Below are 24430 nucleotides of genomic sequence, written 5' to 3' on the forward strand. Positions count from 1 at the left end.
CCCCGCCCCCCCGGGCCCGGGGGGGGCGGGGGCGCCGTAACCCGGCGCCCCCGGGGCCGGACGCGGCCGCCGCGCCGGCCGGGGCCGCCGGGGGGCCCCCCCCCCCCCCGGGGGGCCCTTTGCCCGGCGCGGGCCCCCACTTCCGGTACGCGGTCCGATGTGGACGGACCGGGTCGCAGCGAGGAGGAAGCATGACCACCACCACCGCCGACGCCGGCCCGGCGGCACCGGCCCGGCCCGCCGACCCGGTGGCCACCGCGCTCGGCGAGCTCGCCGCGGGGCGGGCCGTCGTGGTGCTCGACGACACCGGGCAGGAGGACGCCGCGCACCTCGTGCTCGCCGCCGAACACGCCACGCCGCCGCTGGTCGCGTTCGCGGTCCGGCACACCTCCGGCCTGCTCCGCGCGGCGATCGACGCCGGGCGCGCCGACGCGCTGCGGCTGCCGCCGATGACCCGGGCCGGGGTGCGTCCCGGCGGCGCGGTTCCCTCGGTGGCGGTGGACGCGGTCCGCGGCGTGGGCACCGGGATCTCGGCGGCCGACCGGGCGCGCACCATCGCGGCGCTCGCCGATCCGCGCACCGGGCCGGACGACCTGGCGCGGCCCGGCCACGTGGTCCCGCTGCGGGTGGACGCCGGGGGCGTGCTCGGCCACCGGGGGCCCGCGGAGGCCGCCGCCGACCTGGCCGCGCTCGCCGGTCTGCACCGCGCGGTCGCGTTCGGCGAGCTCGTCGGCCTGGACGACCCGACCCGCTTGGCGGGGGCGGCCGAAGCCCGGCTGTTCGCGCTGGAGCACGAGCTGGCGGTGGTGTCCGTCGACGAGGTCGCCGAGCACCGGATGCGGCGGGACGGCCTGGTCGAGCGGGGCGCGGAAGCGCGGTTGCCGCTGCCCGCCGGGACGTTCCGCGCCGTCGGCTACCGCGCCCGCGACGGTCGGGAGCACTTGGCGCTGGTGCGCGGCACGCCGCGGGGCGCGTCGCCGGTGCACGTCCACCGGGAGTGCGCCCTCGGCGAGGTCGCGGCCGGGCTGCACTGCACCTGCCGCGCCGAGCTGGACGCGGCGCTGGCGGCCGTGGCCGGGCGGGACGACGGCGTGGTCGTGCTGCTGCGCGCGGGCGGGCGCGCCGGGTCCTGCGGTTCGCCCATCGGGGCACGGGAGGCGCGGGAACTGGAACTCGTCGCCGAGGCGATCCTCGCCGACCTGCGCGGCTAGGGCGCGGTCACCAGGTCCTCGGCCGGGGCGATGTTCAGCAGCCGCAACCGGCAGACCTGGCGCACGTAGCGGCTGGCGCGGCCGTCGCACGGCATCACCAGCGTCGGCCGGGCGAGCGTCCGCCCGTTGTAGCGGGTGGCCAGCAGCGCCGAGCACGCCCCGAACTCGGGGTCGACCTCGGCCAGCGACAGCACCACCTGGAACCCGTCCTCGGAGGTCGCGAGCACCACCACGTTGAGCAGCCCCATCTTGTGCCGGTCGTCCAGCCGGGGTGCCGCCTCGACGAGCACTTCGTGCAGCGGGACCCCGCGCACCAGGTGCACCTGATCGCAGCGCCGGGTGCGGTAGTGCACCTGGCGCTGCACGGTGGCCCGCGCGTCCAGCTCGGCGGTGTCGAGCACCAGGTCGCCGCCCACGTCCCCGGTGATCAGCAGCTGTCCCGGGGACAGGGCCGCCCGCTGCTCCGGGATCCGCGGCCGAGCGTGCGAAGGCGGTTCCATGCGCTTCACGTTAGGACGGGTCCGGTCGCCCCCACATCGCCCGAACGGGCGAGCTGGAGATCCGCGGAAGCGGAGGGAACCCGCCTGAGATACCGCAGGTGCGGGCCCGAACACGCGGATCACCGGATTTCGCGGCAACCGTGCGAGCGGCCCGCCTGCCCGGCGCGCCGGGCGAGCGGGCACAGCAGCACCGCCGGGTCCCGCAGCACCGACCGCCGGCCGCGGCGGCCGTCGTCGTGCCGGGCGGCGACCGCGGCGGTCTCCGCGTCGGAGGTCGCGGTCCCGCCGCTGAGCATCCGCGGCGATGCCGGTGGCGCGCGTGGCCGGTGGCTCGTCGGCTCCGCAGCTGACAGGAGGACCGGCCGTGCGCGGACCGGCCCGGTTCTCGGAAACGGTCCGGTCGGGGCGCTCATCGGGGCATGATGGCTCGGCGAGAGAGCGATGCCCCCACGAGTTCGGAGCGAGCCATGCAGATCGTCGTCCTCGGCGTGACCGGGCGGACCGGCGGCGCCGCCGTCGAGCACGCCCTCGACCGCGGGTACGGGGTGACCGCGTACGCGCGGAACCCCGACGCGATCACCCCGCGCCCCGGGCTGGCGGTCGTCGGGGGAGCGGTCGACGACGTCCCGGCGATGACGGCGGCCTTCGCCGGGCACGACGCCGTCGTCTCCTGCCTCGGCGCCCGCGTCGGAGCGGGATACCTGTGGCACGGCACCGATTTCCAGCGGCGCAGCCTGCCGCGGATCCTCGACGCGATCGAAGCGGCCGCGGTGCCGCGGTTCGTGCTGCTGTCCTCGCTCGGCATCGGCGACACCGCCCGGAAGCAGTCGTTCGTGCCGCGGCTGTTCGCCCGCACCCTCGCGAAGCGGCTGTTCGACGACAAGCTCGCCGCCGAGCGGGACCTGCCGCGGTGCGCGGCGGACTGGACCGCGGTCTACCCGGTGACGTTGAAGTCCGGCCCGGCCGACGAGGACCGCGAGCTCGCCCCGCTGGACGAGGTGACCGCGGTCCCCGGCAGGCCGGTGCTGACCTTCGCCACCGTCGCGGCCGCCCTGATCGACCTGGTGCCGGAGCAGGGTGGTCCGCGGCGGCTCGTCCTCACCGCGCGCGGGGCCTGGCGCTGACCTACTTCTCGGCGCGCTGGACTTGCGCGTCGCCTTCGCCGGTGCTCAGGACGGGTTCGATGGTGCCGCGGCGGCCGCTCGTCTCGGGCGCGGCGAACCAGGCGGCCAGCGCCAGCACCGCGGTCAGCCCGGTCACCGCGAACGCGGCCCGGTAGGAGATGAGGTCGGCGAGCACCCCGGTGACCAGCGGGCCGAGGATCGACCCGACGTCCGCGCTCATCTGGAACGCGGCCAGCACCGGCCCGCCCTTGCCCTTCGCGCCGACGAGGTCGGCGACGGCCGCGTTCTGCGCCGGGTTCAGCAGCCCCGCGCCGACCCCGGCGACCAGCGACACCGCCAGGAACACCGGCACCGAACCGCTGAAGCCCAGCGCCGCGGTGCCGAGCCCCGACACGGCCAGCCCGACGAGCACCAGCGGTTTCCGGCCGTGCAGGTCGGAGAGCCGCCCGGACACCATGATCACGGCGGCGTTGCCGACGGCGAACACCGACAGCGCCACGCCACCCATCGCCTGCGTGGAGCGCAGCGCTTCGACGACGAACAGCGGGATCAGCGCGATCCGCACCCCGTACACCGCCCAGCCCATGCTGAAGTTCGACAGCATCGCCGCCCGGTAGGTGCGCGAGCGCAGCGCTTCCCGGACCGTCATCGCCGGGACGTCGTCCCTCACCGGCGCCGCCAGCGTCGACTTCCGCAGCAGCAGCCAGCCGATGAACGCGGCGAGGAACAGCGCCTCCCCGTAGGTCAGGAACGGCATCCGCAGCGAGAAGCCCACCATGACGCTGCCGATGATCGGCCCGGAGATGTTGCCCAGCAGGAAGCTCGTCGCCCACAGCCCGGACGCGCGCCCGCGCTGCTGCGGCGGCGCGAGCCGCACCAGCAGCGCCACCACCGAGACGGTGAACATGGTGGAGCCGATGCCGCCGAGCGCGCGGAACACCAGCAGCTGCCAGTACGAGGTGGCGAACGCGCAGGCCGCGCTGCTGACGCCGACGATGCTGATGCCCCACACGTAGATCGGCCGCTCGCCGAACCAGGCGACGAGCCGCCCGCTGGCAGGGGCGAAGGCCAGGCGCATGAACGCGAACGCGCTGACGATGAACGACGCCGCCGTCACGCCCACGTCGAAGGAGGTCGCGAAGGCCGGCAGCGCGGGCGAGACGATGCCCATGCCGATCGCGACGATGAAGCTGCCGCCGACCAGGATCCAGATCTCGCGGGGCAACCGGGTTCCACTGCCGGGACCGCCCGACGCCTGGCTCGACGACTCACCTGACACCACTGCCTCGCTTCCGCTGGATGATCCGGTCTTCCCGGCCAAGAGGGCTCAACCGCGCCCGGGGCCAGCGCATTCCCAGCAGGTGGTGGGCCCTTGACAACTCGCGCCGGACGCGTCGACGTCCGGTTGTGGATCCACGAGGGTGATCTGGCGTGGCGGCCCGGAGGCCGACCGGGTGATCCGCGGGTCGGAGCCGGTGGAGATCGGGCCCGGGCGTGATCGCGCACCCGTTCCCCAGCCCGGGGACGGCGCTGTTCCTCGCCGAGCTGCCGGGGCACGGCCCGCACCACCGGCTCCCGGCGGTGGAGATGCGCGAGCGGATGCGGGCGTTGGCGCGGCGGGCGGCGCGCTTCGACGAACCGGAGCGCGAGGACTACGGCGCGGTCCGCTACGAGCGGGGGGCGGCCCGCCCCGCCGGCCGGGACGGGCCGTCACGGGCGGATCCGCGGGTCCTCGGTGGGGTCGGTGTAGGGCTGCGGACAACCCTCGGTGATGGCCAGCGGGCGGAGTTCGAAGTGCCACGGCTCGTTGGCGTAGATCTGGCAGAGCCCGTGGTCGTCACCGTGTCGGACCAGCCAGTCCGAGGCGTCGTACGGACCGATGTCCACGGCCTGGCCGGACACGTGCGCGGAGGTCTCGGCGGTGGCGACCCAGCGCGCGGCCTCGGCGCGGGAACCGTAGGTGGTGACGGCGTCCTGCAACATCCGTTCCTGGAGGCCCGGTGATCGCCAGCCGCTGTTGACGCGGAACCGCAGTCCCTCGTCCTCGGCCTCGGTCGCGGCGGCCCGCAGCGCCTCCAGCAGGTCCTCGTCGAGCTTCGCGACGGCGGGTTCGGCGTCGTCGAACACCGACACCTCCCGGTCGTCGGGGATCGCGCCGTCCTCGGCGGTGGGTTCGCCGCGCAGCGCGGGAGAAGCGGCGATCGTCACGGCGACGCCGAGGGCGCCGAGCAGCGCGACGGCGGAGGCGGTGGTGATCCGGTTCCGGAGGTGCGGTGTCGTGGTCATGCCACCAGCGAAGACCCCGCGCCGTTGCCACCGCGTATTCGTTTTCGCATACGCTGGCGATACGTCCGCCGAACTAGCATTCCCCCATGCGAGTGCTGATCGTCGAGGACGAGCGCTACCTGGCCGAGGCGATCCGGGACGGCCTGCGGCTGGAGGCGATCGCCGCCGACGTGGCCGGGGACGGCGACACCGCGCTGGAGCTGCTGCAGGTCAACTCCTACGATCTCGCGGTCCTCGACCGGGACGTCCCCGGCCCGTCCGGGGACGACGTGGCGCGGTGGATCGTCGGCTCGGGCAGCGGGCTCCCCATCCTGATGCTCACCGCCGCGGATCGGTTGCACGACAAGGAGACCGGCTTCGAACTCGGCGCCGACGACTACCTGACGAAACCGTTCGCGCTGCGGGAGCTGGTGCTGCGGCTGCGCGCGCTGGACCGCAGGCGGGAGCGGTCCCGGCCGCCGGTGCGGGAGATCACGGGGCTGCGGCTGGACCCGTTCCGGCGCGAGGTGTTCCGCGACGGCAGGCACGTCGCGCTCACCCGCAAGCAGTTCGCGGTGCTGGAGGTCCTCGTCGGCGCGGAGGGCGGCGTGGTCAGCGCGGAGGAGCTGCTGGCGCGGGCCTGGGACGAGAACGCCGACCCGTTCACCAACGCGGTCCGCATCACGGTGTCCGCGCTGCGCAAACGGCTCGGCGAACCGTGGCTGATCACGACCGTCCCCGGCGTCGGCTACCGGATCGAGGCCGCGGTGGACGACCGTGGCTAGGCGCCCCGGGATGAGCGCCCGGTTCAAGCTGGCCGTGAGCTACGCCGGGTTCCTCGTCGTCGCGAGCGCCCTGCTGCTCGCCGTGGTGTGGGTGTTCCTGCTGCGCTACGTCCCGGAGCAGGTGAACACGCCGGGCGGTTTCGTGCCGGGACGCCGGGACCTGGTGCGCGCGTTCGCCCCGAAGGCGGCGCTGGTGCTGCTGGCGGTGCTGGTGTTCGGCCTGGTCGGCGGCTGGTTCCTCGCCGGGCGGATGTTGTCGCCGCTGCGCCGGATCGGCGCGGCCGCGCGGCTGGCGGCGGACGGTTCGCTCTCGCACCGGATCCGGTTGCCGGGGCGGCGGGACGAGTTCCGAGACCTCGCCGACGTCTTCGACGCCATGCTCGCGCAGCTGGAGGCGCACACCGCGGAGCAGCGGCGGTTCGCCGCGAACGCCTCGCACGAGCTGCGCACTCCGCTGGCGATCTCGCGGACGCTGCTCGACGTGGCCAGCCACGACCCGGATCCGGACATGGACGCGCTCGTCACCCGGCTGCGGCAGGTCAACACCAGGGCGGTGGAGCTGACGGAGGCCCTGCTGCTGCTCGCCCGCGCCGACCGGGGTTCCTTCAGCAGCGAACCGGTCGACCTGTCGCTGCTGGTGGACGAGGCGGTCGAGACGTCGCTGCCGCTGGCCGAGCGGCGCGGTGTCGAGCTCGACGCGGGCGGGGACGCGGCGTGGGCGTCCGGTTCGGCGGCGCTGCTGCTGCCGATGGTGACGAACCTCGTGCAGAACGCGATCGTGCACAACCTGCCCGGCGGGGGTGCGGTGCGGGTGCGCACCGAGGCGCGGCCGGACGTCGCGGTGCTGCTGGTCGAGAACACCGGCGCGGTCCTCCCGCCGGAGGTGGTGGGGACGTTGACCGAGCCGTTCCAGCGCGGTGCGGAGCGGGTGCGCGACGACGAGCACGCGGGCGTCGGGCTCGGCTTGGCGATCGTGCGCAGCGTCGTGCGCGCGCACGACGGGATCCTCGACGTGGCGCCCCGGCCCGGTGGTGGTCTCCGCATCACCGCCGAACTGCCCGCGGCGCGCCCGAGCTGACCCGCCCGGTCTCCGGCCGCGGACCGGGCCGGAAGCGGAGTCCGGCGGTCAGCCGCGCAGGTCGAGGAGGTCGAACACGCGCATCCGGCCGGGTGCGGTGGCCGCGCAGGTCAACGGTCTCCCGGTGGCGACCCACCGCTCGCGCAGCCGCACCGCGACGTCCGGATCGGCGAGTTCCACCCGCCAGCCGGCGTCCCCGTCGGGTTCGACGGCGACGGGCCGCAGCTCGTCCACGCCGGTCGCCCCGGTGGCGGCCCGCGCGTGGTGCTGCGCGGCCTGCGCGGCCGGGGGCAGCGAGGTGCGGCCGCGCACCCAGCGGGCGTCGAGGTTCCCGGCGGCGTAGTCGCGCGCGGCCCCGACCGCGTCCACCGCCGGGATGCCGCCGAGCGCGTAGCCGTGCGGCAGCAGCACCAGCGCTGGCGCGAACCGGCAGCCGCCGAGGTGGCTGCACTCCCACGTGCCGCCGGGCGCCGCCGCGGCGAGGGCCGCGGCCACCGGCCGGCCGCGCACCGCGCAGCAGGTGTCGTGCCTGCCGTGCGCGCACACCAGGTTCAGCGGCCCCGCGACGGGTTCGCCGGGTGCGTCCACCGCGTCGACCAGTTCGGCGGCCGAGGCGACCGCGCCGCCCCGGACGGATTCGCGTCCCGGCCGGGAGTCCACCCGGAACCAGCGGCGGACCGCTCCGCTCGCGTTGCGCCCGGGCCGGCGCACCAGCAGCACGCGCGCGCCCGCGTCGGCGGCCCACCCGGTGATCGCGGTGACGACGGCCGGGTCGAGCCCGGACCCGGTGAGCGCGTCCCGCCCCCACGGCCCGGGGTGTTCGAGGAGGAACCACCGCTGCGCGGGCGGCGCCGATCCCTCCAGCGGGTCGCCCGCGGCCTCGGCGACGAAGGAGCAGCGCGGCCAGTGGTGCCCGGTCACGGGAGGGCCGCGGGGACGAGCACGCCCTCCCGCAGCAGCCTGCGGACCAGCACCACCTGATCGGCCTCGTCCAGCCCGGGCAGCTCGCCCACCCGGAACGTGCCGCCGGTGAGCAGTTCGCGCACGGCGTCCGCGGTGTCCGCGGGCAGCGCGAGCCGCCGGTCCGGCAGCTCCAGCACCACCTCGTCCGCGCCGTCGACGACCCGGTGGCGCAGCCCGGCGCGCCGCCGCACGACGTCCCCGGCCGCCAGCCCGCCGGCGAACTCGGCGGTGGCGACCGGCCGCACCGGTTCGGGACGTCCGCCGGACCAGACCCGGCCGCGGACGCGGCGCGCGACGTCGTCGGCGGGCACGTCCCGCAACGCGCGGGTGAGCGCCGTGCGCACCGCGTCGAGGTGCGGGGCGAGCTCCGCGGGGTCGGCGACGTCGATGCCCAGCGGCAGCGAGGCCCGCAGCTCCGGGTCCCGCGCGCAGAGCGCGGTCAGCGCCTCCACCAGCGCGAACCTGGTCAGCACGTGCACGCCCACCGTCAGGTGCGCCGACACGTCGCCGAGCGCGGTCGCGGCGTGCAGCCAGCCGCGCGGCAGGTACATCGCGTCGCCCGGCTCCAGCACCGCGTCGATCTCCGGAGCCTCGTCGCGCGCGCGTGCGGCGACGGCCGAGGCGTGGGCGTTCCACGGCTGGTCGCGCAGCGGGTCCGGGTGCACGGGCGCGTGCACCGTCCAGTGCTTGCGCCCGGCGAGCTGCAGCACGAACACGTCGTGCACGTCGTAGTGGGCGGCGAACCCGCGGGAGGACGGCGGCGTCACGTACGCGTTGGCCTGCACCGGGTGGCCGAGTTCCGCGGCGAGGTCGGTGGTGAGGTCGATGACGCCGGACCAGGTCCGGTGCAGCGCCTGCAGCACCACGGTGGTCCCCTCGGCGAACAGCGCGGCGACCTGGTCGTCGCGCACCTGGTCGCCGATCTCGGCGCCCACCCCGCCTGGCCCGGTGAACGATCCGGAGTCGACGACCTCGCCCTGCTTGGCGAGGCGCAGGAACGGGGTGCGCAGCCCGCGGCGGGAGAGCAGTTCGTCGACACCGTCGAGGTCGAGCACGTCCCGGAACGAGTCCGGGTCGGCGCCGCGCCGCAGCAGCGGTTCGCGGCCCCAGTGCCGCCGGGCGAACGCGTCCACGTCGGGCCCCACGACGCGGGGGCGCCCCCCCCCCGGGGGGGGGGGCCCCCGCCCCCGGGGGGGGGCGGCCCCCCCGGGGGCCCCCCGGGGGGGGGCGCGCGGGGCGGGGGGGGGGGGGGCCCCCCCCACGGGGCTGCTCAGTTCAGCGGGCACCGCTGTCGGCTCCGCCGTCCGCCCCACCGTCGTGCTGGCCGGGCGTGCCGCGGCCGGTCCCCGAGTCGGCGGGCCCTTCGGCCGAGCCGTCGGCGCCCCCGTCGTGCTGGCCCGGTGTGCCGCGCCCGGCGCCGGAGTCGGCCGGGCCCTCGGCGCCTCCGTCGGCTCCGCCGTCCGCGCCGCCGTCGTGCTGGCCGGGCGTGCCGCGTCCGGCGCCGGAGTCGGCCGGGCCCTCCGGTCCGCCGCTGCCCGAACTTCTGATGTCATCGTCGTCGAGAGCCACCTGAGCCTCCTCGGTCGTGCGCGGTCACCGCCAGTGCTCCTCCCGATTACCCGGCGCCGCGCGAAATATGCCGTGGATCAGGGGACGCGGTGGCCGCGGAAGGTCACCGGCTTGCGGGTCCGGAAACCGAGCCGCTCGTAGAGCCCGAGAGCCGCGGTGTTGGTGTCGGTGACGTGCAGGAAGGCCCGTTCGCCACGCGCCGCGATGCGCCCGGCCAGCGTGCGGACCAGCCGGGGCGCGTGCCCGCGCCCGCGCGCTTCGGGCGCGGTGCACACGGCGCTGATCTCCGTCCAGCCCGGCGGCCGGAGCCGTTCGCCCGCCATCGCCACCAGCGCGCCGCCCTCGCGGATGCCCAGGTAGGTGCCGAGTTCCCGGGTGCGCGGCCAGAACGGTCCCGGCTCGGTCCGGGCGACCAGGTCGAGCATCGCGGGCACGTCCGCGACGCCCAGTTCGACCACGTCGGTGCCAGGACCGACGGGGGCGGGCTCGGCGGGGCCGATCAGCTGCCGGGCTTCGAGCGCGAACACCGGTTCCCAGCCGGGCGGCGGCACCGCTTCGGAGCTGAACATGTCGGCGAGCGCCCCGGAACCGAGCAGCCGCGCCAGGTCGTCCCACGCCGCCGGTCCCGGTTCGGCGACCGCCGCGAACGTCGTCACCCCGGGCAGGTACGTCGCCGCCGTCCCGCACCACCGAGCGAGGTGCGCGTGCCGCCCCCGCAACGACGCCAGCACCGGCTCATCCAGCACGTCCACCGCGCGCCCTTTCCTTCCTGTCAGCGGCGAAGCCGCTGAGCAAACGACCACCTGAGCAACAGGACCACCCGCGGGTTCTCAGCTGCTTCCACGCGAGGACAGCGTTTTCTCCTGTGGCGGAGCCACCGGTGAAAACGATCCCGCAGCGAGGAAGCAGCTGAGGTTCCGCCACCCCAGGTACTCAGCAAACCGAGTCGAACATTCAGTCCCCATGCCAGTAGCCGAACACCGCGCTGAGGTGGCTCGCCATCGCGGCGCGCGCCGCGTCGGGGTCGTGCGCGGTGATGGCGTCGACGATGGCCTGGTGCGAGTCGCAGGCCTCCTGGTGGGCGGCGCGCAGGGTGAGGTTGTGCTCGCGCACCCGGATCAGCCCGCCGCGCAGCGAGGACAGCAGCAGGCTGAAGATCTCGTTGCCCGCCATGACGCTGACCAGCCGGTGGAACTCGAAGTCGGCGGCGACGGCGCGGGCCACGTCCTCGCCGCTGGCGCGCAGCTCGTCGTTGGCGGCGCTGAGCAGGCGGGCGGTCTCGGCGTCGCCGCGTTCGGCGGCGGCGCCCGCGGCGTGCACCTCGATCACCTCGCGGACCTCGTGGATCGAGCGGTAGTCGAGGTCGTTGTCCCGCAGGTACAGGAAGAGCGCTTCCTGCGCGCGTTCCGGTGCGACCGCGGTGATGCGCAGTCCGCTGCCGCCGCGGGAGGCGATCAGGCCGCGCCCGGTCAGGTTGCTCATGGCTTCGCGCAGCGCCGTCCGGGAGACGCCGTACTCGGTGGCGAGGTCGCGTTCGGCGGGCAGCCGGTCGCCGGGCCGCAGCCTGCCGTCCAGGATGCGCCGCAGCAGCCCCGCCACCACCTCGTCCGAGCGGCGGATCTCGCCGGGTGCGGTGTCCTCGGCCACTGGTCGTGCTCCTTCCCGCGGAGGTCGCGTGCTCGCCGATCCTAGAGATCGGCCGGGGTGTGGACATCGGGCGCACCGGTTTGCTAGAAAACCTGTCATACCAATTGGTCGACCAAGGAGGTTCCGGTGCCCGCCACCGCCCACGAGGCCACCCGTGGCTGAGCCGCTCGTCCCCGCGGGCCCGATCGACCACGTCGCGCTCATCACCGGCGACGCCGACCGCACCGCCCGCTGGTACGCGGAGCACCTGGGCCTGCACGTCGTCCGGGACGAGTTCGTCGACGCGGTCGGGGTCCGGCTGGTCTGGCTCTACCCGCGCGGCTGCTCGCCCGGGGGGACCGCCGCCGGGCTCCAGCTGCTCGAACCGCACCGCCCCGGGCCGCCGCTGACCCACCTGCGGGAGCGCGGCGAAGGGCTGCACCACTTCTGCTTCGCCGTCGACGACCTCGACGCGGTGCTGCGCTCGGCCGGGCAGCCACCGGAGGACGCCTTCACCGGTGGATTCGGGCTGCCGTGCGCGTTCCTCGCCGAATCCGCGGGCGGCGAACTCGTCGAACTCGTCCAACGCCCGGCCCCGCCGGCCTGATCCCGCACGACCTTTCGCAACGACGCAAAAGGAATGGACAGCAGCATGCAACCGGACCACGCGCGCTCTCGCGCAGGTGCGCCGTGATCGGCGCGCAAGCCGCCGCCACGGCACCGCTCACCGGGCACGACATCCGCCTCATGGCGGTCCTGCTCGGCGGGATCGTCTTCGTCGCCGTCGCCGTCAGCGCGCTCAAGCTGCACCCGGTGCTGGCGCTGCTCAGCGGCGGCGTGCTGGTGGGGCTGGCCGCCGGGCTCGGCGTCACCGGCACCGTCGAAGGGCTCACCACCGGCATCGGCAAGACGCTCGGCGAGACCGGGGTGCTGATCGCGCTGGGCGCCATGTTCGGCGCGGTGCTGTCCGAATCCGGGGCGGCCTCGCGGATCGTGCAGACCCTGACCGGCGGGGTGGGCGTGCGGGGACTGCCCTGGGTGGTGCTCGCCGCGTCCGTCCTCATCGGACTCCCGATGTTCTTCGAGGTCGGGTTCGTGACGCTGATCCCGGTGGTGCTGCTGCTCGCGCGGCGCACCGGCATCGAGCTCACGCTGCTCGCCTTCCCGCTGCTGGCCGGGCTGGACGCGGCGCAGTGCCTGCTGCCGCCGCATCCCGGCCCGGTCGGCGCGGCCGGAGCGCTCGGGTCCAGCATCGGGCTGGTCCTGGTGCTCGGGCTGGTCGTCGCCGCCCCCGCCGTGCTGCTCACCGGCCCGTGGCTCGGTCGGCTGATGCGGCGCTGGGTGCGGGCGCGTCCGCCCGCCGGGCTGGAGCGGTTGTTCGCCGCCGACGGGAGCGACGTGCCGCGCCCGCCGGGACGCGCCCGCAGCTTCGCGGTGATCCTGCTGCCGGTGCTGCTCATGCTCGGCAAGGCCGCCACCGACCTGTTCTGGGCCGACGGCACCGGGCCGGTGCACGCGGTGGTCGAACTCGCCGGAGAACCGGCCATCGCCCTGCTGATCTCGGTGCTGGTCGCCGTCGTCGTGCTGGGCGGGCTGTCCGGCACGCCCCGCGAAGTGCGCGAGCGCTGGGTCGGCTCGTCGCTGGCGCCGATCGCCGGGATCACCTTCATCGTCGGTGCGGCCGGCGGGTTCAGCCGCGTCATCGTCGAGTCCGGCACCGCCGACGCGGTGCTCGACCTGGCCTCCGGGGCCGGGGTGCCGACGCTGCTGCTGACCTTCGGCATCGCCGCGATCCTGGTCGCCGCGCTCGGCTCCGCCACGGTGGCGGGCGTGCTGGCGGCGACGCTGGTGGCCCCCAGCGTCGGCGCGCTCGACCCGGTGCACCTGGCGCTGCTGGTGCTGGCCGCGGGCGCGGGATCCTCGTTCCTGCTGCACGTCAACAGCGCCGGTTTCTGGCTCAGCAAGGAGTACTTCGGCCTGACCGTCGGCGAGAACCTGCGGGTGTGGACGCTGAGCCACACCGTGCTGTCGGTGACCTCGATGGCCGGGGTGAGCCTGCTGTGGGTCCTGCTGTGAGACACCGAATTCGCTGCTACCGAAGGGGAATCGCATGACCACCTACCGGATCGCCGTGCTCGGCGGGGACGGGATCGGGCCCGAGACCACCGCCGAAGCGCTCAAGGTCGCCGCGGCCGCCGCCGAACTGGGCGGGTTCGGCCTCGACTTCGAGGAGCTCGACGCGAGCGCCGGGCGCTGGCAGCGCACCGGCATCGCCATGCCCGACGAGCAGTACGCGACCTGCGCCGCCGCGGACGCCATCTACATGGGCGCGATCGGCCTGCCCGAGGCGCGCCATCCGGACGGCCGCGAGGTCAACGGCGACGTCATCTTCCGGCTGCGCTTCGGCCTCGACCTCTACGCCGGGATCCGCCCGGTGCACTCGATCCCGGCGCTGCCGCAGCCGTTGACCCGCGGTGACGGCATCGACTACGTGGTGGTGCGGGAGAACGTCGAAGGCCTCTACGCCTCCCGCGAAGGCGGGACGAACGTGCGCGGCGAGGTCGCCACCGACACCATCGTGATCACTCGGCGGGGCACCGAGAAGGTGGTGCGGCAGGCGTTCGAGCTCGCCCGCTCCCGGCACGCGGCGAACCCGGCGCGCCCGGCGAAGGTGACCTGCGTGGACAAGGCGAACGTGCTGTCCAGCTACGCGTTCTTCCGCGAGGTCTTCGACTCGGTCGCTGACGAGTACCCGGACGTGCAGCGCGATCACGCCTACGTGGACGCGATGACGGCCTACCAGGTGCAGCGCCCGCAGTCGCTGGACGTGCTGGTCGCCGAGAACATGTTCGGCGACATCATCTCCGACCTCGCCGCCGCCTCGGTCGGCGGGCTGGGGCTCTCGGGCAGCGGCGACGTGGGCGACGAGCACGGCCTGTTCCAGTCCTCGCACGGTTCGGCGCCGGACATCGCCGGGCAGGGCATCGCGAACCCGGTCGCCGCGGTGCTCTCGGCGGGACTCATGCTGGACTGGCTGGGGCGGCGCCGCGGCGACGAGGGCGCGGTGCGCGCGGGCGCGCTGGTCGAACGCGCCGTGGACGCGGCGCTGCGGGACCCGGTGGGCCGCACCCCCGACCTCGGCGGCTCGGCCTCCACCGCGCAGGCCGGGGACGCGATCGTGCGCGCGCTGAAGGAGTTGGAGTTCTGAGATGGCGATCTCCCGCGAGCGGTTGCTCGCCGACGCCCCCGAACCGCGGGACGTCCCGGCCGCCGAGCTGACCGCGGCGGTCGCGGCCGGCCGCCGGGTGGTGGTGCTCGACGACGACCCGACCGGCACGCAGAGCATCCGGGACCTGCCGGTGCTCACCGCCTGGACCCGCGAGGACCTGGAGTGGGCCTTCGCGCAGGAGACCCCGGGCTTCTTCGTGCTCACCAACACGCGCAGCCTCGCACCGCCGGACGCGGCCCGGACCAACCGGGAGGTCGCGCGCGCCGCGCTCGACGTCGCCCGCGACCTCGGCGTCGACTGCGCCTTCGCCAGCCGCGGGGATTCGACGCTGCGCGGGCACTTCCCGCTGGAGACCGACGTCCTCGGTGCGGAGAGCGCGGCCGCCGGGCAGGACGTGGACGGCGTGCTGCTGGTCCCCGCCCTGATCGAACCCGGGCGGATCACCGTCGACTCGGTGCACTGGATGCGGACCGTGGACGGGATGGTGCCGGTCGGTGAGACGGAGTTCGCCCGCGACCGCACCTTCGGCTACCGCAGTTCCGACCTGCGGGACTGGGTGGCGGAGAAGACCGGTGGCCGGGTCCCGCGGGACGCGGTGACCGCGGTGCCGCTGGCCGAGCTGCGCTCCGGCGGGCCGGCGGCGGTCGCCCGCATCCTCGGCGGGATCACCGGCGGGCTGCCGGTCGTCGCCGACGCCGCCACCGACGAGGACCTGCGGGTGCTCGTCGCCGGGCTGCTGCGCGCCGAGGCGGACGGCGGGCGGTTCGTCTACCGCACCGGCCCGTCGTTCGTGCGGGCGCGCACCGGCCAGCGCGCGCACCCGCCCGCGGACCCGGCGGACCTGCGCGCGGCCGAACCGGGCCCGGACGATGCGCGGGACCGGTCGAGCCGCGGGCTGGTGGTCGTCGGCTCGCACGTCGGGCTCACCACCCGCCAGCTCGCCGCGCTGCACGCCGACGGCCGCAGCGCCGAGGTCGAGCTCGACGTGGCCCGGGTGCTCGACCCGGCGGCCTGCGCCGAGCACGTCGCGCAGGTCACCGCGCGCGTCGTCGCGCTGCTGCGGGCCGGAGCCGCCGAGGACGCCGTGCTGCGCACCAGCCGCGAGCTGGTCGGCGGCCGCGACGCCGAGCACAGCCTGGAGATCGCCCGCACCGTCAGCGCCGCCCTGGTCGCGGTGGTGCGGTCGGTGCTCGCCGAGGTCCGGCCCGCGTTCGTGCTCGCGAAGGGCGGCATCACCTCCTCGGACGTGGCCACCGGCGGGCTCGGCATCCGCCGGGCGTGGTCCCGCGGCACGCTGCTGCCCGGCACCGCCTCGATCTGGGAACCGGTGTCCGGCCCGGCGACCGGCGTGCCCTACGGCGTGTTCGCCGGGAACGTCGGTGACGAGCACGGGCTGCGCGACGCGGTGCGCAGGCTCCGGGAGGCCGCGTGCTGAGCCGCGGGACCGGTGCGCTGCGCGCCGCCGCCGATGGCGGGTGGGCGCTCGGCGCGTTCGCCACCTACAACCTGGAGCAGGTGCAGGCCGTGGTGCGGGCGGGGGAGCGGACCGGGGCACCGGTGCTGCTGCTCGCGGGATCGAGCCACTTCCGGCACGCGGGCCGGCTGCTGGCGACCGTCGCGCTGGCGGCCGCCGCGGACGCCGACGCGGAGGTCGGCGTGCACCTGGATCACTGCCGGGACCTCGCCGAGCTGCGCTGGTGCGCCGAACTCGGCTACACCTCGCTGATGTACGACGGTGCGCACGACCCGTACGAGGACAACGTGGCGGCGACCGCCGAAGCCGTCCGCATCGCCCACGACCACGGCGCCTGGCTGGAGGGCGAGCTGGGCGCGCTCGCCGGGGACGAGGACGTCTCCACCGGCGCCCGGTCCGCGGCGATGACCTCACCCGAGCAGGCCGCGGACTTCGTCGGCCGCACCGGGGTGGACGCGCTGGCCGTCGCCGTCGGCAACGTGCACGGGTTCTCCCCGGACGCGCGGCTGGACCTGGACCGGCTGCGCGCCGTCCGGGCCGCGGTGCCGGTGCCGCTGGTGCTGCACGGGGCGAGCGGGCTGCCCGCCGAGCAGATCCGGAGCGCGGTCGGCTCCGGCGTCGCGAAGATCAACGTGAACGCGGAGCTGCGCCGCGCCCACCTGGAGGCCGTCGCCGAGGCACTGCCCGCGGCGCTGCCCGGATCGGACGCGGTCGCCGTGTGGCGGGCCGGTCGCGACGCGGTGGAGGAACGGGTGGTGGCCGCGGTCCGCTCGTTCGGCCCGCGGTGACCGGAACTCGCCGTGCGAGCGGGTGATCGGCCGCCGCGGCGGTGGGGTACCGGCGGCTCCCGCGAGGTGGGTGGAGTCAGCGGCGGGGGATTCCCGGGACGGCGAGCCGGTCGTCGTCGACGAGGGTGCCCGCCTGCTTGACGTGCCGGACGAACGGCGACACCTCCACGTCGTGCACGCCCGGCAGCGCGCCGATCCGGTCGGTGGTGAACTCGAAGAGGTCGTCGAAGTTCCGGCAGTGCGCCACGGCGTGCAGGTTGTGCGGCCCGGATACGGCCGCGGCGAACCCGACCTCCGGTTCCTGCGCCAGCGCGCGCCCCACGTCCTTCACCGCCGACGGGTGCACCCGCAGCCACAGGTTCGCCCGTGCGTGCAGGCCCAGCGCGGCCGCGGCGATCTCCACGTCGACGTGCACGACGCGCCGCTCCAGCAGCGCGTGCAGGCGGCGCGCGGCGCGGCCCGGGGTGAGGTCCGCGGCCGCCGCCAGGTCCACGAATCCCGCGCGGCCGTCGGCCGCCAGCGCGGCCAGCAGCCGTTCGTCCGAAGTGGACAACTCGACCGGATCTCCTGCGGTGACGGGGTTTTCCGCGAACGGGTTCCCCGCGGAACCGAGCTCCGCCTCCTCCCGCTCGGTCAGCGCGCCGCGCAGCGCCGCCCAGTGGTGCCCGCGGCCACCGACGAACTGCCGCAGCAGCGCCGCCGCGCGGATGTCGAGCACCGCAGCGGTGCGCGGCAGCCGGCGGCCCAGCAGCTCCTCGCGCTGCTCCCGGGTCCGCGACCGCACCGCGCAGGTCACCTCGGACCCGGCGGCGCCCAGCGCCACCCAGCTCACGTCCTCCCGCTCCGCGAGCGCCTCGGCGATCGCCGCCGCGCTGCCCGGACGGCAGCGCAACCGCACCAGCCACCGGCTCTGCCCCAGCGCGCCCGGATCGACGATGCCCGCGACGCGCAGCACGCCCCCGGTGCGCAGGCGGTGGTAGCGGCGGCGCACCGCTCCCTCGGAGGCGCCGAGCGCCGCCGCGATCGACGCGAACGACGCCCGCGGGTCGATCTGCAGCGCGCGCAGCAGACGCACATCATCGGTGCTCACATCGGCGGATTCGCTCACCAGGGACGGCTCCATTCGCGGAATCCTACGAATCCGGCCGCGGTACGTGCCCGGTCGACACGCCGGGGAGCAGGCTCGGGGCATGACTCCAGAAACGAACGGACCGACCGCGCTCATCGCAGGCGCCTCCCGCGGCCTCGGGCACGCGATGGCCGCCGAACTGCACGAACGGGGGTGGCACGTCATCGGCACCGTCCGGGACAGCACCGCCCGCACCCCGCTGCACGAGCTCGCCGAGCACTCCGGCGGGCGGGTGCGGGTGGAACGGCTCGACGTCACCGAACCCGAGCGGCTGCCCGCGCTGCGCGAGCGGCTCGCCGGGACGCGGCTCGACGTGCTGTTCGTCAACGCGGGCACCACGAACGACGTGCGCACCCCGATCGGCGAGGTCGGCACCACCACCTTCGTCGACGTGATGGTGACCAACGCGCTCGGCCCGGTGCGGGTGCTCGACGCGCTCGCCGACCTCGTGATCCCGGAAGGGCTCCTCGGGGCGATGTCCTCCGGGCAGGGCAGCATCGCGAACGCCGGCACCGGATCCCGCGAGCTGTACCGGGGGAGCAAGGCCGCCCTGAACATGTTCGTGCGCTGCCTCGCCGCCAGGGACTCGGCCGCGCGGCGGTCGTTCCTGCTGCTGGCACCCGGCTGGATCCGCACCGCGCTCGGCGGCCCGGACGCCCGCTACGCGGTGGAGGAGAGCGCGCCGCTGCTGGTGGACGTGCTGCTGTCCAGGCTCGGCGAACCGGGCATCGCCTACCTGGACCGGTTCGGCGAAGCGGTGCCGTGGTGATCGGCGAGCAGACCGTGATCGCGGTCGAGGAGCACTGGGACCTGCCCGCCGCGACGGCCGCGCTGCGCGCGCGGCCCGCCGGCCTGCGCGACGACGCGCTGGTCCTGAGCGAGCACGGCGACCTCGCGGCGCGCCTGGACGATCTCGGGGACGCGCGGATCGCCGACATGGACGCGCAGGGCGTCGACGTGCAGGTGCTGTCCCCGGCGAACCCGCCCGGCACCGGCGCGCTGCCCGCGGCCGAAGCCGTCCCGCTGTGCCGCGACGCGAACGACGCCGCCGCCGAGGCCGTGCGCAGGCACCCGACCCGGTTCCGCGCCTTCGCGACGCTGCCGGTGGTCGCTCCCGCGGTGGCGGCCGACGAACTGCGCCGCGCCGCGCGGCTCGGCCTGGTCGGTGCGGTGGTGCACGGCCGCGCCGCCGACGTGCCGCTCGACGACCCGCGCCACGACGAGCTGTTCGCCACCGCGGAGGCGCTCGGGCTGCCGCTGTTCCTGCATCCCGGCCCGCCCGCGCGCGACGTGCGCGAGGCCGCGTGCTCGGGGTTGGGGGACGCCGTCGGACTGGGGCTGGCGACCTACGGCTGGGGCTGGCACGTCGACGCGGGGACCGCGGCGCTGCGGCTGGTGCTGCGCGGCACCTTCGACCGGTTCCCCGGGCTGCGGCTCGTGCTCGGGCACTGGGGCGAGCTGCTGCCGTTCTGGCTGAGCCGGGCCGATTCCCTGTCCGCGGCGGCGGGACTGCCGCGGACCGTCTCCGAGTACGTCCGCTCGCACGTGCACCTCACCTGCTCGGGGATGCTCGAACCGGCGCTGCTGCGGCACGTGCTGGCGGTGACCGCGGCGGACAGGTTGCTGTTCTCCACCGACCACCCGTTCCAACGGCCCACCGCCGGCGAGATCGCGCGCTTCCTCGGCGAGTTCGCCGACGAGGCGGACCGGCGCCGGTTCTGCTCCGGCAACGCGGCCGAGCTCCTCGGCATCGGGGGACCGGCGGCGGCCTAGCGGAACGCCTCGAAGGTGAGGGCGGTGACGACGCCGTAGGCGAGGTGCGGGACCAGGTCCATCGCCCAGCTCTGCGCGGTCCACCCGCGCGGGTCCGTCACCCCGAGCGCCGTCATCGGCGCCGTACCTGCCGCATTGGCCGCGAGACCCGCGGCGACCGCCATCAGCGGCAGCGGGGCGCGCGGCAGTCCGGTCCGGACGCAGCCGTAGGCGGCGCCCACCCCCAGACCGGCGCCGATGCCCAGCAGCGCACCGAGCCCGGAGCGGCGGTTGTGCACCGCCGACTCACCACCGGGCAGCGCGCCCAAGCGGTGCTCGGCCTCCTGCACGGTCCGCTCCGGGCTGGTGCTGCCCGGCCGGGCGCGCACCGCCATGTCCAGGTAGGTGGCCGTGTTCAGGGCGGTCGTCCCGGCCGCTCCGGCCAGGACGCCGCGGAACAGGTGGTGGTGCACTGGAACCTCCTCGGAGATCGGGCTCGTCGCGCCGCGGGTCAGCGGTGCGGCGTTTTCACGGGCAGCGGGTGCACGGCGGGACCTTCGAGGACCGCGCCGTCCACGTCGAACCGCGAACCGTGGCACGGGCAGTCCCAGCTCCGCTCGTCGTCGTTGAACCGCAGCAGGCAGCCCAGGTGCGTGCACCGCAGCGACACGGCGTGCGCCGCGCCGTCCTCGTCGCGGTACACCCCGGTCAGGTCGGTGCCCTCCCGGACGACCCGGGCGGTGCCGGGCGCGACCTCGTCGGCCGAGCCGACCTGGCCCGCGGTGAGCCGGTCGCCTACGAAGTCCGCGCCGACCTTCAGGTTCATCTTCGCCAACCGCCCCGCCGCACGGGGCGAGACCCGTTGCGGTGCGAAGAACTCCGCCTCCGGCCGGGTGTGGTCCCGCACGATGCGGTCGGTCAGCATCGCGGCGGCCGCCGTGCCGCCGCACAACCCCCATTTCATGAACCCGGTGGCGACGAACACCCGCGTCGAGCCGGGCAGGTACGGGCCGCACAGGGGGAAGTGGTCGTAGGCGGTCGGGTCCTGCGCGGACCAGCGGTGGGTGATCTCGTCGACCGGCCAGTGGCGGCGGGCGAACTCCTCCAGCGCCGCGTACGGCGGGTGCCCGTCGTGCGCGCCGGTGGGGTGGCTCTCCCCGCACACCACGACCAGGTCGCCGACCGACCGCAGCGACCGCTTCGGCGACCGGGCGTTGATCGCCAGCGGCAGCGGCGCGTGCGCACCGACGCGGGCGGCCACGCAGTACGAGCGCTCCGCCTCCAGCCGCGCGAAGTACAGCCCGCGGTCCAGGATCGGGAAGTGCGTCGCCACGACCACCCGGTCCGCGCGCACGACGCCGCCGGAGGTGACGACCTCGCACGGCGAGCCCTGGTGCACGTCGAGCACCCGGGTGCCCTCGAACACCGCGGACCCGTCGCCGTGCACCGCGCGGGCCAGGCCGGCGAGGTAGTCGACCGGCTGGAACTCGACCTGGTCGGCCAGCCGCACCGCGGCGTCGGTGGCGAACGGCAGCTCGGCGGAGTCCGCGAGTTCCACCGGCAGCCCGGCGTTCCGGGCGGCGTCGGCCTCCGCCCGCACCTCGTCGGCTTCGGCCGCGCTCGTCGCGTAGGTGCACGCGGGTCGCCTCCGCAGCTCGCAGTCGATCCCCTCGGCGGACGCCAGTTCGGCGACCAGCTCGACGGCGTCGGCGCAGACCGCGGCGTAGGCGGCGGCCGCGTCGGCACCGCGGTGCGCGCGGATCGTGGAGCACGTCGTGGACTGCAGCGCGGTCACCTTCGCGGTGCTGGACCCGGTCGCGCCGGAACCGGCCCGGTCCGCTTCGAGCACCGCGACCCGGGCGCCCGCCCGCCGCAGCAGCAGCGCCGTCGTCAAGCCGGTGATGCCCGCGCCGAGCACGGCGACGTCGAACCGCCGGTCGCCCGGCAGCGGCGGGTGGGGTTCGGGCCGCCGCGCGGTGTCCCACCACAGCGATCGCGACATGGCGCACTCCTTCGCCCGGGTCTGGTCGTGGCCCAGGCTTCCCACCGGGCGGCCTCCGGCAAACCGGAGCGCGGCCACCGGTGGGCTGGCGGCCCGCATCCGGTTCGGGCGGTCACGGCGCGGCGGCGACCCGTGCGGCGGGCCGCTCCAGGGCCACTGCGCGGAGGTCGAGCACCGCGCGGTGGCGGTCCGACCCCGCACCCGACGCCGCAGGTCGCCGCCTTCCCGCACGAGCTGTTCTCCCGCGTCAGCGATCGGCGGCGATGCCGGTGAGGACGAAGTCCAGGCCGTCGAGGAACTGCCGCCGGTCGTCGTGGCCGCGCAGCTGGTCGGCGACGGCCCGCGCGAACGGGAAGTCGTCCGGATCCAGCGCCTCCCAAGCGTTCGACACCGAGTCGAGGAACTCGTCCCGGTCCACCTCGTGATCGGCGGCCACCGCGTTCGCCGCGTTCTGCCCGGCCGCGCCGAGCACGTAGTGCACCAGCGCCGAGGTGGCGGTGAACCAGCCGGATTCGGGGACGCCGAGCGCGCGCACCCGCCTGCCGAAGCTGTCGTAGATCCGCGGTGTGACGGCGCCGCGCGGGTTGCGGGAGAGCTCCGCGGTCAGCTGCGCGGCGAGCCACGGGTGCTCGTCGATCGCGTCGAACAGGCCGAGCGCGACCTCCCGGACCTGCTCCCGCGGCGCGGCCGCGGTGGTGCCCGCGGCGAGGGCGGTGCTGACGACGGCCTCGGTGGCGGCGGCGAGCAGCGCGTCCTTGTTCGGCACGTGCCAGTAGATCGCGCCGGGCCCGGTGGCGAGGCGTTCGGTGAGGGCCTTGAACGTGAGCCCGCGCGCACCGGCGGAGTCGAGGAGCGCGACGGCGGTCTCGACGATGCGTTCCCTGGTGAGCCCGTCGGTGCGCCGCTGCGACCGCTGTTCCCGTGTGGCCATGCCGCCATCTTGACACATCTGGAGCGCTGTTCCATATTGGAATGGCATTCCATAGTCCCGGAGGAACCACCCATGCGCCACCCCGTCACGATCATCGGAGCAGGACTCGGCGGCCTCGTGCTCGCCCGCGTGCTGCACGTCCACGACATCCCCGCCGTCGTCTTCGAAGCCGAACCGTCCCCGGACTCCCGGCCGCAGGGCGGCATGCTCGACATCCACGACCACAACGGCCAGCCCGCCCTCGACGCCGCCGGGCTGCTGGACCGGTTCCAGGACCTCGTGCTGGAGGGGCGCCAGGCGATGCGGCTGCTCGACCGGGACGGCGGGGTGCTGCTCGACGAACCCGACGACGGCACCGGTGGGCGGCCCGAGGTGCAACGCGGCGAGCTGCGGCGGCTGCTGCTCGACTCGCTGCCGGACGGCACCGTCCGCTGGGGCCGCAAGGTCGCCGCCGTCCGCCCCCGCGGCGACGGCCGCCACGAGGTGGTGTTCGCCGACGGCGCGGTGCACCTCGCGGACCTGCTGGTCGGCGCGGACGGCGCCTGGTCGAAGGTGCGCCGGCTGCTGTCCGGCGCCGACCCCCGCTACACCGGCAGATCTTTCGTCGAGACCTACCTGCACGACGCCGACACCCGGCACCCGGCGGCCGCCAAAGCCGTCGGCGGTGGCGCGATGCTGGCGCTCGCGCCCGGCAAGGGCATCCAAGCCCACCGGGAGCGGGGCGACACCCTGCACACCTACGTGGCGCTGGAGCACCCGCGCGACTGGTTCGCCGCCGTCGACTTCACCGACACCGCCGCGGCCACCGCGCGCATCGCCGCCGAATTCCCCGGCTGGGCACCGGAACTCACCGCGCTCATCACCGAATCCGACACCGCGCCCGTGCTGCGGCCGCTGCACGAACTGCCGGTAGGGCACCGGTGGGAGCGAGTGCCGGGCGTGACGCTGCTCGGCGACGCCGCGCACCTCGCCGCCCCCAACGGGGAAGGCGCGAACCTGGCGATGCTCGACGGGGCCGAACTCGGCGCCGCCCTCGCCGCGCACCCCGGCGACGTCGAGACCGCGCTCGCCGAGCACGAGCGGGCGATGTTCACCCGCAGCGCCGAAGCGGCGGCCGACGGCGCCGAGGCCTACGAGCTCATGTTCGGACCCGACGCGCCGCACGCCGTGGTCGACTTCTTCGCCGCAGCAGGGCAGGAATGACCGAACCGTCCTAACCGGACGGTGGAGCGGACGGGGTCGGACGGTAACCTTCGCGGCGTGGTGACCAAGCGGGACCCGGACCGCGAACCGACCCCGACCGAGCGGATCCGGCGCGAGCAGCTGATCGACGTGACGATCGACCTCATCGCGGTGCACGGCTACCAGGGCACCTCCCTGGCCGGCATCGCCGCGGCCGCCGGCATCACCAAAGCCGCCGTGCTCTACCACTTCACCGCGAAGGACGCCCTGGTGCGGGCCGCGCACGAGACGGTGCTGGCCGCACTCGACCGCGCGGTCACCACCGCCGTCGACACCGCGGGCGCCGCCGACGGACCGGCCGCCTACGTCCGAGCCACCCTCGGCCACCTGCGGGACCACCCGCGACACGTGCGGCTGATCATCGAAGCCGATGGCACCGGCGGCGCCGAGCGCACCCCCCGCGAGCGCTGGGCCCCGCTCGCCGGCATCGTCGACGCCGCCGCCCGCGCCCGCGACGCCCCCGTCGACGCCCGCACCGCCGCCATCGCCCTCGGCGGCGCCATCGACGCCATCCTCACCGAACGCCTGCACACCCCCGACTACGACACCACCGAAGCAGCAGAACAACTAGTAGGAATGATCCACGCAGTCTTGAACTGCTGAGGAGGCTTGTTCTGCTCGTTTTGGTGAGGGGGTGGGTGGCGGAACCTCAGCTGTTCCCTCGCTGCGGGATCGATTTCACCGGTGGCTCCGCCACATGAGAAATCGCTGTCCTCGCGAGGGAACAGCTGAGAACCCGCGGCGGTGCCGGTGTCTTGGGTG

26 protein-coding genes are annotated in these 24430 nt (G+C 75.4%); 13 read left to right on the plus strand and 13 right to left on the minus strand.

What is annotated here, in order from left to right:
- The first annotated feature begins 191 nt into the window (after nucleotides 1-191).
- Nucleotides 192-1211: a 3,4-dihydroxy-2-butanone-4-phosphate synthase gene (locus LCD31_RS10425; protein WP_224957610.1), complete on the plus strand. Its 1020-nt coding sequence runs from the start codon at nucleotides 192-194 to the stop codon at nucleotides 1209-1211.
- Here the strand turns inward: LCD31_RS10425 and LCD31_RS10430 are convergent.
- Nucleotides 1208-1711, minus strand: a complete 504-nt coding sequence (locus LCD31_RS10430) for a molybdopterin-binding protein (RefSeq protein ID WP_224957611.1) — start codon at nucleotides 1709-1711, stop codon at nucleotides 1208-1210. The two genes, LCD31_RS10425 and LCD31_RS10430, sit on opposite strands and share 4 nt — an antisense overlap.
- Before the next feature lie 119 nt (nucleotides 1712-1830).
- Nucleotides 1831-2007 carry a hypothetical protein gene (locus tag LCD31_RS10435; RefSeq protein ID WP_224957612.1) on the minus strand — a complete coding sequence of 59 codons (177 nt, stop codon included), beginning with the start codon at nucleotides 2005-2007 and terminating at the stop codon, nucleotides 1831-1833.
- Between the two features lie 171 nt (nucleotides 2008-2178).
- Between LCD31_RS10435 and LCD31_RS10440 the strand changes: the two genes are divergently transcribed.
- Nucleotides 2179-2835 (plus strand): NAD(P)-dependent oxidoreductase, encoded by a 657-nt coding sequence (locus LCD31_RS10440; RefSeq protein ID WP_224957613.1) that lies wholly within the window; start codon nucleotides 2179-2181, stop codon nucleotides 2833-2835.
- A gap of 1 nt (nucleotide 2836) precedes the next feature.
- On the opposite strand, the gene LCD31_RS10445 is transcribed toward LCD31_RS10440, so the two are convergent.
- Both LCD31_RS10445 and LCD31_RS10450 read right to left on the minus strand, forming a co-directional pair.
- A complete protein-coding gene (locus LCD31_RS10445) occupies nucleotides 2837-4060 on the minus strand; it encodes an MFS transporter (RefSeq protein ID WP_255623126.1) in 1224 nt (407 codons plus the stop codon).
- Nucleotides 4061-4545: 485 nt separating this feature from the next.
- On the minus strand, nucleotides 4546-5121 hold the full coding sequence (locus LCD31_RS10450) for a M15 family metallopeptidase (RefSeq protein ID WP_224957616.1): 576 nt from the start codon (nucleotides 5119-5121) through the stop codon (nucleotides 4546-4548).
- A gap of 86 nt (nucleotides 5122-5207) precedes the next feature.
- Between LCD31_RS10450 and LCD31_RS10455 the strand changes: the two genes are divergently transcribed.
- Together LCD31_RS10455 and LCD31_RS10460 are read left to right on the plus strand one after the other, a co-directional pair.
- The gene (locus LCD31_RS10455; protein ID WP_224957618.1) at nucleotides 5208-5885 is read left to right on the plus strand and encodes a response regulator transcription factor; all 678 of its coding nucleotides are present in this window, start codon (nucleotides 5208-5210) and stop codon (nucleotides 5883-5885) included.
- A 10-nt stretch (nucleotides 5886-5895) separates the two neighbouring features.
- Nucleotides 5896-6963: a HAMP domain-containing sensor histidine kinase gene (locus tag LCD31_RS10460; RefSeq protein WP_255623127.1), complete on the plus strand. Its 1068-nt coding sequence runs from the start codon at nucleotides 5896-5898 to the stop codon at nucleotides 6961-6963.
- A 48-nt stretch (nucleotides 6964-7011) separates the two neighbouring features.
- Here the strand turns inward: LCD31_RS10460 and LCD31_RS10465 are convergent, their stop codons facing one another.
- The 5 genes from LCD31_RS10465 to LCD31_RS10485 all read right to left on the minus strand — a co-directional run bounded on the left by LCD31_RS10465 (nucleotide 7012) and on the right by LCD31_RS10485 (nucleotide 11142).
- Nucleotides 7012-7884, minus strand: coding sequence for a sucrase ferredoxin (locus LCD31_RS10465; RefSeq protein WP_224957638.1), 873 nt, complete (start codon nucleotides 7882-7884; stop codon nucleotides 7012-7014).
- Nucleotides 7881-9059: a JmjC domain-containing protein gene (locus LCD31_RS10470; protein ID WP_224957620.1), complete on the minus strand. Its 1179-nt coding sequence runs from the start codon at nucleotides 9057-9059 to the stop codon at nucleotides 7881-7883. Before LCD31_RS10470 ends, LCD31_RS10465 begins: the two co-directional genes overlap by 4 nt.
- Before the next feature lie 142 nt (nucleotides 9060-9201).
- Nucleotides 9202-9495: a hypothetical protein gene (locus LCD31_RS29530; protein ID WP_224957640.1), complete on the minus strand. Its 294-nt coding sequence runs from the start codon at nucleotides 9493-9495 to the stop codon at nucleotides 9202-9204.
- Between the two features lie 77 nt (nucleotides 9496-9572).
- Entirely contained in the window at nucleotides 9573-10247 is a 675-nt protein-coding gene (locus LCD31_RS10480; protein WP_224957621.1) for a GNAT family N-acetyltransferase, read from the minus strand.
- Nucleotides 10248-10449: 202 nt separating this feature from the next.
- Nucleotides 10450-11142, minus strand: a complete 693-nt coding sequence (locus LCD31_RS10485; protein WP_224957622.1) for a FadR/GntR family transcriptional regulator — start codon at nucleotides 11140-11142, stop codon at nucleotides 10450-10452.
- A gap of 154 nt (nucleotides 11143-11296) precedes the next feature.
- Here LCD31_RS10485 and LCD31_RS10490 point away from each other — a divergent pair, with 154 nt between their 5' ends.
- The 5 genes from LCD31_RS10490 to LCD31_RS10510 all read left to right on the plus strand — a co-directional run bounded on the left by LCD31_RS10490 (nucleotide 11297) and on the right by LCD31_RS10510 (nucleotide 16612).
- Nucleotides 11297-11728: a VOC family protein gene (locus LCD31_RS10490; protein WP_224957623.1), complete on the plus strand. Its 432-nt coding sequence runs from the start codon at nucleotides 11297-11299 to the stop codon at nucleotides 11726-11728.
- An 83-nt stretch (nucleotides 11729-11811) separates the two neighbouring features.
- On the plus strand, nucleotides 11812-13197 hold the full coding sequence (locus LCD31_RS10495; RefSeq protein WP_224957624.1) for a GntP family permease: 1386 nt from the start codon (nucleotides 11812-11814) through the stop codon (nucleotides 13195-13197).
- A gap of 34 nt (nucleotides 13198-13231) precedes the next feature.
- Complete coding sequence (locus tag LCD31_RS10500) at nucleotides 13232-14329, plus strand: isocitrate/isopropylmalate dehydrogenase family protein (RefSeq protein WP_224957625.1); 1098 nt, start codon at nucleotides 13232-13234, stop codon at nucleotides 14327-14329.
- Nucleotide 14330: 1 nt separating this feature from the next.
- Nucleotides 14331-15785 carry a four-carbon acid sugar kinase family protein gene (locus LCD31_RS10505; RefSeq protein WP_224957626.1) on the plus strand — a complete coding sequence of 485 codons (1455 nt, stop codon included), beginning with the start codon at nucleotides 14331-14333 and terminating at the stop codon, nucleotides 15783-15785.
- Nucleotides 15779-16612 (plus strand): class II fructose-bisphosphate aldolase, encoded by an 834-nt coding sequence (locus LCD31_RS10510; protein ID WP_224957628.1) that lies wholly within the window; start codon nucleotides 15779-15781, stop codon nucleotides 16610-16612. Before LCD31_RS10505 ends, LCD31_RS10510 begins: the two co-directional genes overlap by 7 nt.
- A 76-nt stretch (nucleotides 16613-16688) precedes the next feature.
- Here the strand turns inward: LCD31_RS10510 and LCD31_RS10515 are convergent, their stop codons facing one another.
- Nucleotides 16689-17735, minus strand: coding sequence for an Lrp/AsnC family transcriptional regulator (locus LCD31_RS10515; protein ID WP_224957630.1), 1047 nt, complete (start codon nucleotides 17733-17735; stop codon nucleotides 16689-16691).
- A gap of 67 nt (nucleotides 17736-17802) precedes the next feature.
- Here LCD31_RS10515 and LCD31_RS10520 point away from each other — a divergent pair, with 67 nt between their 5' ends.
- Both LCD31_RS10520 and LCD31_RS10525 read left to right on the plus strand, forming a co-directional pair.
- On the plus strand, nucleotides 17803-18510 hold the full coding sequence (locus tag LCD31_RS10520) for an SDR family NAD(P)-dependent oxidoreductase (RefSeq protein WP_224957631.1): 708 nt from the start codon (nucleotides 17803-17805) through the stop codon (nucleotides 18508-18510).
- A complete protein-coding gene (locus tag LCD31_RS10525; protein WP_224957632.1) occupies nucleotides 18507-19514 on the plus strand; it encodes an amidohydrolase family protein in 1008 nt (335 codons plus the stop codon). Before LCD31_RS10520 ends, LCD31_RS10525 begins: the two co-directional genes overlap by 4 nt.
- Here the strand turns inward: LCD31_RS10525 and LCD31_RS10530 are convergent.
- The 3 genes from LCD31_RS10530 to LCD31_RS10540 all read right to left on the minus strand — a co-directional run bounded on the left by LCD31_RS10530 (nucleotide 19511) and on the right by LCD31_RS10540 (nucleotide 22426).
- Nucleotides 19511-19966 carry a hypothetical protein gene (locus LCD31_RS10530; RefSeq protein WP_224957633.1) on the minus strand — a complete coding sequence of 152 codons (456 nt, stop codon included), beginning with the start codon at nucleotides 19964-19966 and terminating at the stop codon, nucleotides 19511-19513. The genes LCD31_RS10525 and LCD31_RS10530 overlap by 4 nt on opposite strands.
- 38 nt (nucleotides 19967-20004) lie before the next feature.
- Nucleotides 20005-21495 (minus strand): FAD-dependent oxidoreductase, encoded by a 1491-nt coding sequence (locus LCD31_RS10535; protein ID WP_224957634.1) that lies wholly within the window; start codon nucleotides 21493-21495, stop codon nucleotides 20005-20007.
- Nucleotides 21496-21742: 247 nt separating this feature from the next.
- Nucleotides 21743-22426: a TetR/AcrR family transcriptional regulator gene (locus LCD31_RS10540; protein ID WP_224957635.1), complete on the minus strand. Its 684-nt coding sequence runs from the start codon at nucleotides 22424-22426 to the stop codon at nucleotides 21743-21745.
- Between the two features lie 72 nt (nucleotides 22427-22498).
- Here LCD31_RS10540 and LCD31_RS10545 point away from each other — a divergent pair, with 72 nt between their 5' ends.
- Both LCD31_RS10545 and LCD31_RS10550 read left to right on the plus strand, forming a co-directional pair.
- Nucleotides 22499-23629: an NAD(P)/FAD-dependent oxidoreductase gene (locus LCD31_RS10545; protein ID WP_224957636.1), complete on the plus strand. Its 1131-nt coding sequence runs from the start codon at nucleotides 22499-22501 to the stop codon at nucleotides 23627-23629.
- A 57-nt stretch (nucleotides 23630-23686) separates the two neighbouring features.
- Nucleotides 23687-24271, plus strand: coding sequence for a TetR/AcrR family transcriptional regulator (locus LCD31_RS10550; protein WP_224957637.1), 585 nt, complete (start codon nucleotides 23687-23689; stop codon nucleotides 24269-24271).
- Nucleotides 24272-24430 lie beyond the last annotated feature (159 nt).

Origin of the sequence: Saccharopolyspora sp. 6M (assembly GCF_020176775.1) — a bacterium.
Classification (GTDB): Bacteria; Actinomycetota; Actinomycetes; order Mycobacteriales; family Pseudonocardiaceae; genus Saccharopolyspora_C; species Saccharopolyspora_C gregorii.

Coding starts and splice junctions, on each gene's coding strand:
- LCD31_RS10425 (WP_224957610.1), top strand. CDS start 192: ATGACCACCACCACCGCCGACGCCGGCCCGGCGGCACCGGCCCGGCCC.
- LCD31_RS10430 (WP_224957611.1), bottom strand. CDS start 1,711: ATGGAACCGCCTTCGCACGCTCGGCCGCGGATCCCGGAGCAGCGGGCG.
- LCD31_RS10435 (WP_224957612.1), bottom strand. CDS start 2,007: ATGCTCAGCGGCGGGACCGCGACCTCCGACGCGGAGACCGCCGCGGTC.
- LCD31_RS10440 (WP_224957613.1), top strand. CDS start 2,179: ATGCAGATCGTCGTCCTCGGCGTGACCGGGCGGACCGGCGGCGCCGCC.
- LCD31_RS10450 (WP_224957616.1), bottom strand. CDS start 5,121: ATGACCACGACACCGCACCTCCGGAACCGGATCACCACCGCCTCCGCC.
- LCD31_RS10455 (WP_224957618.1), top strand. CDS start 5,208: ATGCGAGTGCTGATCGTCGAGGACGAGCGCTACCTGGCCGAGGCGATC.
- LCD31_RS10460 (WP_255623127.1), top strand. CDS start 5,896: ATGAGCGCCCGGTTCAAGCTGGCCGTGAGCTACGCCGGGTTCCTCGTC.
- LCD31_RS10500 (WP_224957625.1), top strand. CDS start 13,232: ATGACCACCTACCGGATCGCCGTGCTCGGCGGGGACGGGATCGGGCCC.
- LCD31_RS10505 (WP_224957626.1), top strand. CDS start 14,331: ATGGCGATCTCCCGCGAGCGGTTGCTCGCCGACGCCCCCGAACCGCGG.
- LCD31_RS10515 (WP_224957630.1), bottom strand. CDS start 17,735: ATGGAGCCGTCCCTGGTGAGCGAATCCGCCGATGTGAGCACCGATGAT.
- LCD31_RS10520 (WP_224957631.1), top strand. CDS start 17,803: ATGACTCCAGAAACGAACGGACCGACCGCGCTCATCGCAGGCGCCTCC.
- LCD31_RS10535 (WP_224957634.1), bottom strand. CDS start 21,495: ATGTCGCGATCGCTGTGGTGGGACACCGCGCGGCGGCCCGAACCCCAC.
- LCD31_RS10540 (WP_224957635.1), bottom strand. CDS start 22,426: ATGGCCACACGGGAACAGCGGTCGCAGCGGCGCACCGACGGGCTCACC.
- LCD31_RS10545 (WP_224957636.1), top strand. CDS start 22,499: ATGCGCCACCCCGTCACGATCATCGGAGCAGGACTCGGCGGCCTCGTG.